Below are 8,188 nucleotides of genomic sequence, written 5' to 3'. Positions count from 1 at the left end.
TTGACGATCTCCCGCATCGGCCAGCGGCGCGGCCTCCCGGTGCGGCTCGGCGGCGGAAGATACGGCTTTACGATCGCCCACTCCGCGTCCGTCAGGTCGCTTCCGTAGCGAAGACGTCTGCGATTATGGTGGCGTCGGGTGGTCGGGGTCCACATGACGTTCTCCAAGCTGGCTTCGACAACCGCTTGGAATCACATTCTGGCCCCGGCTATCCACCTCCCGCGCCAGTTTCGAGACGGACTCTTACACGTCGTTGAATGACCTCGACCGCGCCAAGCTGACGAATATCCCTCGGCTCATATCCAATTCCTTTGGTTAGTCCGCGCGACGATCGGATCTGCTGGTAGCGTCTGAGCACACGAGCCAATTCTCTTTCGAGAGGATCCGAGCTCTGGGCCAACTCGTCTAGAACCTCAGACATGTAGAAAATCCCGCAATGCTTGTTTCTGCGTGCGCAGAGATTTCTCCGGAAAATACTTTAGTCGCGACACCGCGCTGACTGAGACATAGCAAATTCTGGGAATCCCGTAGCTCAAGAATTTCTGCCCACCTTATCCCCGCCCCCTGCAACCTCCCGTATGCTCCCTCCCGTCGCTTGATCCACTGGGAGCCGTGCCGGACCGTCCGCCACGTGGGTCGAGGACCTGACGGCCGGGCTGCAGCGCGTGTAACGGACGGGCGGGCTCGGTGGGCCGATGGCGTGTGGTGTCCGCCGGGACAAAAGGCGGGACGCGCCGCGCATGACCTCGAAGACGCGGCTCTCGCAAGCCGCCCCTAGTAGAGGTGCTGTGCGACTGTGCGGCGTCCGCTGCCCGGTGGAGGGGCGGGAAGGTCCTACTCCTTCCGCCCTTGGGAGAAGGGTGGCTGCATCGGTTCGAACGTCTGGGTGGGGCGTCGGAAGGCGACCGCAAAAAATACAATCGGATGGCCGCCGTTCCGCGCCCCACCGATCCCTGTTTGCCAACACCCCCGGCTGCAAGCAGCGCGGGGATGAAGGTGTTTGGGGGTTTGTTTGCGCGCGCGCTGTTGCGGTTGATGCCCCTCACGCCGAGTGCGCTTGCGCGCACCGGCTCCGGGAGGGCGGCCTGACGGCCGGCGGACGGTCGTCCGCTGGCGGGTGCGGTCCGGATGGGCGGAGGCCGGTGCGCGCGGCAGTTCCCACACACGCCGCTCATTCCCGCGAAGGCGGGAATCCAGGGCCACGGGCCGCAGCCTCCGAGTTATCCGCCCTGGACTCCCGCCTTCGCGGGAGTGAGCGGAGTTTGAGGCGGGCACCCGGGACGCAACCCGGAGTTCCCCGCACGCCCCCCACCAGCGCGCGACCGCGCGCCGGCCGGAGGCCGCCCTCCCAGAGCCGATGCGCGCAGCGCATTCGGCGTGAGCGGAAAAAAACCCTAGCTCGCGTCGAACCGGTTCCCGCGCGGGAATTTCGGCGGCGGCAGCCGGCCGGCCTGGGCGCGGTCGCCCTGCCAGTCGCGCATCTCCTCCATGGTGCGCACGTGCCGGCGGCCGGAACTGTCGGTCCAGGACAGCCCGTCGTCGGCGGCGAACACCTTGAGGTCGGCGAGCCCGCCGTCCTTGTAGCGCTGCAGGCGGACGCCGCGGCCCTTGGTCATCTGCGGGATCTGCGCCTTGGGGAACAACAGCAGCTTGCGGTTCTCGCCCAGCACCGCGACCGTGTCGCCGCCGGCATCGACGATGCGGAAGGCTTCCTCGGTGCCGCTGACGGTGAGGATCTGCTTGCCGCGCCGCGTGTTGGCGACGCACTCGCTCTCGGCCACCAGGAAGCCGCGGCCGGCGGTGGAGGCGACCAGCAGCGTGCGGTCGGGCACGTGCACCAGCACGTCGACCACGTCGTGGCCCTGCTCCATGTCGACCATCAGCCGGATCGGCTCGCCGTGGCCGCGCCCGCCCGGCAGCTTGTCGGCGCCGACGGTGTAGAAGCGGCCGGCGGTGGAGACGATCAGCAGCTTGTCGGTGGTCTCGGCGTGCAGCACCCGGCTCAGCCGGTCGTCCTGCTTGAAGACGATCTGCGAGACGTCCTGCAGGTGGCCCTTCAGCGCCCGGATCCAGCCCTTCTCGGAGACCACCACGGTGATCGGCTCGCGCTCGATCATCGCCTCGATGACGATGTCGTCGGAGAGCGCCGGGGCGGTGGAGAAGCTGGTGCGGCGGGCGCCGAGCTCGGTCTTCTGGCTGAACGTCTCGCGCAGCACCTTCACCTTGTCGGCGACCTTCGACCACTGGGCGGCGTCGTCGGCGAGCAGCGCCTCCAGCCCGGCCTTCTCCTCGGTCAGGCTGGTGTGCTCCTTGCGGATCTCCATCTCCTCCAGCCGGCGCAGCGAGCGCAGCCGCATGTTGAGGATCGCCTCGGCCTGCACCTCGGTGAGGGTGAACACCCGGATCAGCTCGGCCTTCGGGTCGTCCTCCTCGCGGACGATCTGGATGACCCGGTCGAGGTCGAGATAGACGACCAGGAAGCCGTCGAGGATCTCCAGCCGGCGGGTGATCTTGTCGAGGCGGTGCCGCGAGCGGCGGACCAGCACGTCCTTCAGATGGTCGAGCCAGGCCTTCAGCGCCTCCTTCAGGCCCACCACCCGCGGCACGGTGCCGCCCATCAGCACGTTCATGTTGACGGGGATGCGCGATTCCAGGTCGGTCAGCCGGAAGATCGACTGCATCATCACGTCGGGGTCGACGGTCTTGGAGCGCGGCTCCAGCACCAGGCGGATGTCCTCGGCGGACTCGTCGCGCACGTCGTCGAGCAGCGGCAGCTTCTTCAGCTGCAGGAGGTCGGCGATGCGCTCCACCAGCCGGCCCTTCTGGACCATGTAGGGGATCTCGGTGACGACGATCTGCCAGGTGCCGCGGCCGAGGTCTTCCTTCTCCCAGCGCGCCCTGACCCGCACGCCGCCGCGGCCGGTCTTGTAGCACTCCAGCAGCGAGGCCGGATCCTCGACGATGACGCCGCCGGTCGGGAAGTCCGGGCCCGGCACCATCTTCACCAGCGTCTCGGTGGCCGCGTCCGGGTGCTTGATCAGGTGCAGGGCAGCTTCGGCGAGCTCGGCGACGTTGTGGGGCGGCACGTTGGTCGCCATGCCCACCGCGATGCCCGAGGCGCCGTTGGCCAGCAGGTTCGGGAACGCGCCGGGCATCACCACCGGCTCCTGGTCGAGCCCGTCGTAGGTCTCGCGGAAGTCGACCGCGTCCTCGTCGAGGCCTTCCAGGATGAGGCCGGCCACCGTCGTCATGCGCGCTTCGGTGTAGCGCATGGCGGCCGCGCCGTCGCCGTCGATGGTGCCGAAGTTGCCCTGCCCGTCGACCAGCGGATAGCGGACCGCGAAGGCCTGGGCGAGGCGCACGATGGCGTCGTAGATCGCCTGGTCGCCGTGCGGATGGAACTTACCCATCACGTCGCCGACGACGCGGGCCGACTTCTTGAACGGCGTGCCGGGATCGAGGCGCAGCTGGCGCATGCCGAACAGGATGCGCCGGTGCACCGGCTTCAGGCCGTCGCGCACGTCGGGCAGCGCCCGGTGCATGATGGTCGACAGGGCATAGGCGAGGTAGCGCTCTTCGAGCGCCGTCTTCAGGTCGACGTCCTCGATGCCATCGCCGTCTGGAATCAGTGTCTCAGCCATGCTCGATGGGTAACGGCGCGGTGTCGAGGTGGCAAGCGGAGAAGGGCCGAAACGCCGCAGAAGCGCTGGCTTTCAACCGCTGGATTCCAGGCCGCGGGCCACCGCGGCGACGAAGTGCTCGCGCGCCGGCGGCAACTGCTTGTCGGTCGGGCCGAGCAGGCAGGCCTCGAGGAAGTAGCCGGTGAGGTCGAAGGCGGCGCGCACCTCGGCAGGCGTCGACGGGGTGGCGGCCGCCGCGTCGATCAGAAAACCAGGCAGCGTCAACAGCTTGGCGGCGTAGGGCGCGCCCGCCTCGCGCGACACCGCCCGGCCGGAGCGCGGCGACACCCAGACCAGGTCGTCGGTGACGCCGGTCGCCGCGCAGGAGGTGAGGTCCAGGCCGAAGCCCGCCTCCTCCAGATAGGCCATCTCGAAGCGCACCATGATGGCCCCCGCCCCCCGCGCCTCGTCCAGGTGCTCCAGCACCAGCCCCAGCGCCTCGTAGAGGCGCGGATGCGGGTCGCGGTCGGGCAGCAGTTTCAGCAGGCCGGCGAGCGACTGGATGCCGAAGGTGCCGGTGGCGGTCTCCATCAGCTGGCCGGCGCGCGCCTCGGCCAGCTCTACGGCGAAGTTGCCGAGCTGGTCCTCCAGCCGCGCCCGCCAGGTGAGCGACAGCGTGTTGCCGGGCTGCAGGCTGGGGCGCAGCCGCCGCGACTGGCCGCCGCGGACCAGCCCGGCGGAGCGGCCGTGCGCGCGGGTCAGCACGTCGAGGATCACGCTCGTCTCGCCGAACGGGCGCGTCGACAGCACGATTCCCTCGTCATGCCACTCCATGGCAGTGCGGTCCCTGGCCGGCGGATGGGGAGTCAGTTGGAGAAGTCGAGGCCCATCTCGCGGAAGCGCTCGGGATCGTCGGACCAGCGCGAGCGCACCTTCACGAACAGGAACAGGTGCACCGGCCGCTCGATCATCTGGGAGATCTCGGCGCGTGCGGCCTGGGAGATCGAGCGGATGGCCTGCCCGCCCTGCCCCAGCACGATCTTCTTCTGGCTCTCGCGCTCGACGTAGATCGTCTGCTCGATGCGCACGCTCTTGTCGCGCAGCCGCTTCCACTGCTCGGTCTCCACCGTCGAGGCATACGGCACCTCGTCGTGCAGCCGCAGCATCAGCTTCTCGCGGGTGATCTCGGCGGCGAGCATGCGCTCGGGCAGGTCGGAGATCTGGTCTTCCGGATAGAGCCACGGCCCGGCCGGCATGCGTGCGCACAGGCCGCTCTTCAGGTGGGCGATGCCGCTGCCGTTCTGGGCGGAGATCATGAACGTTTCGTCGAACTTTGCGCGGGCGTTCGCCTCCTGGGCGAGCCCCAGAAGCTCGGTCTTCTCGACGAGATCGACCTTGTTGAGGATCAGGCACTTCGGCCCGTGGACGTTCTCCAGCCCCTGCAGCATGCGCTCGGCGCTTTCGTCGATGCCGCGCTTGGCGTCGATCATCGGACAGACGAGGTCGGCGTCCTGGGCGGAGCCCCAGGCGGTGCGGACCATCGCGCGGTCGAGCCGCCGCTTCGGCGGAAAGATGCCGGGGGTATCGACCAGGATCACCTGGCTGTCGCCCTCCAGCATGATGCCGCGCACCAGCGCGCGCGTCGTCTGCACCTTGTGGGTGACGATCGACACCTTCACGCCGACCAGCGCGTTGACGAGCGTCGACTTGCCGGCGTTCGGCGCCCCGATCAACGCGACGATCCCGCAGTGGGTGCGGGGGGCCTCCGGGGCCTCTGGGGCCTCAGTCGGTGTCTGCGTCATCGCTCCAAATCCCTTCGCGCACCAGAAGGTTCCTGGCGGCTTCCTGCTCGGCTTCGCGCTTCGAGCTTCCTGTTCCGATGCCGCTGTCCCGCCCGGCCACAACGACCTCGACGGTGAAGCGCGGCGCATGGTCGGGGCCGCTGCGTTCCACTTCACGATAGGTCGGCGCCGGCTCGCTGCGCGCCTGGACCCATTCCTGAAGCGTCGTCTTGGCGTCGCGGACCGGCGTCGCCGCCATGCGCATGCGCGGCCCCCAGTTCCGTTCGATCACGGTCGCGGCAGCGTCGAAGCCGCCGTCGAGATAGAGCGCTCCCAGCACCGCCTCGCAGGTGTCGGCGAGGATCGCCGTGCGCTTGCGGCCGCCGCTCTGGCTCTCGCCGGCGCCCATGGCGAGCGCCGCATCGAGCCGCCATTCCGCAGCCACCTCGGCGCAGGTCTTGCCGCGCACCAGCTGGTTGTAGCGCTGCGCCAGCTCGCCCTCGTCGGCATTCGGATACGCCCGAAACAGCAGCGACGCGATGCACAGGCCGAGCACCCGATCGCCGAGGAACTCGAGCCTCTGATAGCTGTCCGACGACTTCGCCGACGGCGCCAGCGCGCTCGCGTGGGTCAGCGCCAGGCGCAGCAGGCCGCGGTCCGCAAAGCGATGATCGAGGACGGCTTCGACCTTGGCAAGAGCGGCCTGGCCGACGCCGGTCATAGGGTGTCGAAGATTCGGTTCCAGCGCACGTCCCATGGCCAGCGCCAGATCTGCCAGACGGGGGCTTCCTCGCGGATCGAGAAGAAGATGATCGAGGCACGCCCGACGAAATTCTCATACGGCACGTAGCCGACGTAGCTCAGGACGCGGCTGTCGGAGGAGTTGTCCCGGTTGTCGCCCATCATGAAATAGTGGCCGGCCGGCACCTCGTAGACGCGGGTGTTGTCCCAGAAGCCGTCCGGATCCGCGTCCAGCACCTCGTAGGACACGCCGTTCGGCAGCGTCTCGACGAAGCGCGGGATCCGGATCTCCTTGCCCGCCCTGTCGGTGTCGACGAAGTCGTCGATGCGCCGCTTCGGCACCGCCTCGCCGTTGATGTGCAGGACGCCGTCGATCATCTGGATCTTGTCGCCCGGCAGTCCGATCACCCGCTTGATGAAGTCGGTGGAGTTGTCGGCCGGCAGCTTGAAGACGGCGACGTCGCCGCGCTCGGGCCTGGACGCCAGCACCCGCCCGGAGAACGGGGCCGCTCCGAACGGGAACGAATAGCGGCTGTAGCCGTAGCTGAACTTGTTCACGAACAGATAGTCGCCGATCAGCAGCGTATCCATCATGGAACCGGACGGAATGTTGAACGGCTGGAACAGGAAGGTCCGGATGACCAGCGCGATCAGCAGCGCCTGCACGACCACTTTGACGGTTTCGTACAGGCCGCCCTGCTTCGCCGATTTTTCGCTTGCCACGCTCGACCTGTCCTTAAAACCGCCCTCGACACCGATGGCCGGTGCGGGGTCTTGATATCGGCTCGCCCTTTGGGGCGCAACGCAACTCTCGAGTTCGCCGCGCTTACCGCGACGCCGCCTCGAGCGCCTCGGCCTGTTCGCGCGACAGCGCCGAGATCATGACGAAGGCCTGGGCGATCGGCCATTCGTCGGTGATGGTCAGATTGATTACGGGCACCAGGCCCGGTGGGGTCAGCCGGTGCAGCCGCTCTTCCGCGCTTCCTGTCAGCTGAAGGGTCGGTTTGCCGGTCCGGAGATTGACGACGCCCATCTCGCGCCATTTCACGCCCATGCGGATGCCGCTTCCCAGCGCCTTGGAGCAGGCCTCCTTGGCGGCGAATCGCTTGGCGTAGGAGGCCGCGCGGTTCTTGCGCCGGTCCGAGCGCGCCTGCTCGACCTCGGTGAAGACCCGCTCGACGAAGCGGTCGCCGAAGCGGCCCAGCGTGCGTTCGATGCGGCGGATGTCGATCAGGTCCGAGCCGATGCCGATGATCATGCGCGCACCCGCACCCGATCGGCGGGCCGTGCTGCGTCCATCTGCCGCCGCATTTCGCCGATCGCGGCGGCGAGCCCGACGAACACCGCCTCCCCCACCAGGAAGTGCCCGATGTTGAGCTCGACGATCTCCGGAATCGCGGCGATGGCTCCGACGGTATCGAAGGCGAGCCCGTGACCGGCGTGAACTTCGAGGCCGATCCGGCCGCCGTATGCCGCGGCCTGCGTCAGCCGCGAGAGTTCGGCGTCGGCGGCGTCGGCCTCGCCGGCCGCCGCCAGCTCGCAGTAGCGGCCGGTATGCAGCTCGACCACCGCCGCGCCCAGCTCCCGTGCAGCGTCGAGCTGCCGCGGGTCGGCCTCCACGAACAGCGATACCCGGGCGCCGCTGTCGCGCAGCAGCCGGACCGGCGTGGCAAGCCGGTCGCGGCCGCCGACCGCGTCGAGGCCGCCCTCGGTCGTGCGCTCGGCCCGGTTTTCCGGCACCAGGCACACGGCGTGCGGCGCGATGTGCAGCGCGATCGCCACCATCTCGTCGGTGGCCGCCATTTCCAGGTTGAGCGGCGCCGCGACCTCGCGCACCAGCCGCGCGAGGTCGGCATCCACGATATGGCGCCGGTCTTCGCGGAGGTGCGCGGTGATGCCGTCGGCGCCGGCCTCGACGGCCAGCCGGGCGGCCCGGACGGGATCGGGAAGCGCACCGCCGCGGGCGTTGCGCAGCGTGGCGACGTGATCGATGTTTACGCCGAGCCGGAGGGGCTGCTGCAGGGTCATGGGTGTTGCCGTTCGACC

The 8,188-nt window shown here is 68.8% G+C and carries 7 protein-coding genes and 1 pseudogene; all 8 read right to left on the bottom strand.

Annotated features, from left to right (window positions below; all coding sequences use genetic code 11):
* Positions 1-155 (bottom strand): annotated as a pseudogene (locus tag ACSSVZ_RS15410) (IS5/IS1182 family transposase); the annotation flags it as partial.
* A 1,239-nt stretch (positions 156-1,394) separates the two neighbouring features.
* Complete coding sequence (parC, locus tag ACSSVZ_RS15405) at positions 1,395-3,641, bottom strand: DNA topoisomerase IV subunit A (protein WP_453971401.1); 2,247 nt, start codon at positions 3,639-3,641, stop codon at positions 1,395-1,397.
* Positions 3,642-3,713: 72 nt separating this feature from the next.
* Positions 3,714-4,454, bottom strand: a complete 741-nt coding sequence (recO, locus tag ACSSVZ_RS15400; RefSeq protein WP_453971399.1) for a DNA repair protein RecO — start codon at positions 4,452-4,454, stop codon at positions 3,714-3,716.
* Positions 4,455-4,486: 32 nt separating this feature from the next.
* Positions 4,487-5,422, bottom strand: a complete 936-nt coding sequence (era, locus tag ACSSVZ_RS15395) for a GTPase Era (protein WP_453971397.1) — start codon at positions 5,420-5,422, stop codon at positions 4,487-4,489.
* On the bottom strand, positions 5,403-6,122 hold the full coding sequence (gene rnc / locus ACSSVZ_RS15390) for a ribonuclease III (protein ID WP_453971395.1): 720 nt from the start codon (positions 6,120-6,122) through the stop codon (positions 5,403-5,405). Before rnc ends, era begins: the two co-directional genes overlap by 20 nt.
* Positions 6,119-6,865, bottom strand: coding sequence for a signal peptidase I (gene lepB / locus ACSSVZ_RS15385; protein WP_453971394.1), 747 nt, complete (start codon positions 6,863-6,865; stop codon positions 6,119-6,121). The genes rnc and lepB overlap by 4 nt, the downstream gene beginning before the upstream one ends.
* Positions 6,866-6,968: 103 nt before the next feature.
* The gene (gene acpS / locus ACSSVZ_RS15380) at positions 6,969-7,400 is read right to left on the bottom strand and encodes a holo-ACP synthase (RefSeq protein WP_453971392.1); all 432 of its coding nucleotides are present in this window, start codon (positions 7,398-7,400) and stop codon (positions 6,969-6,971) included.
* Complete coding sequence (locus ACSSVZ_RS15375; RefSeq protein WP_453971390.1) at positions 7,397-8,170, bottom strand: pyridoxine 5'-phosphate synthase; 774 nt, start codon at positions 8,168-8,170, stop codon at positions 7,397-7,399. The genes acpS and ACSSVZ_RS15375 overlap by 4 nt, the downstream gene beginning before the upstream one ends.
* Between the last annotated feature and the right edge of the window lie 18 nt (positions 8,171-8,188).

The organism is Amorphus sp. MBR-141, from assembly GCF_053628695.1.
This window is presented reverse-complemented; position numbering and strand designations above follow the sequence as displayed.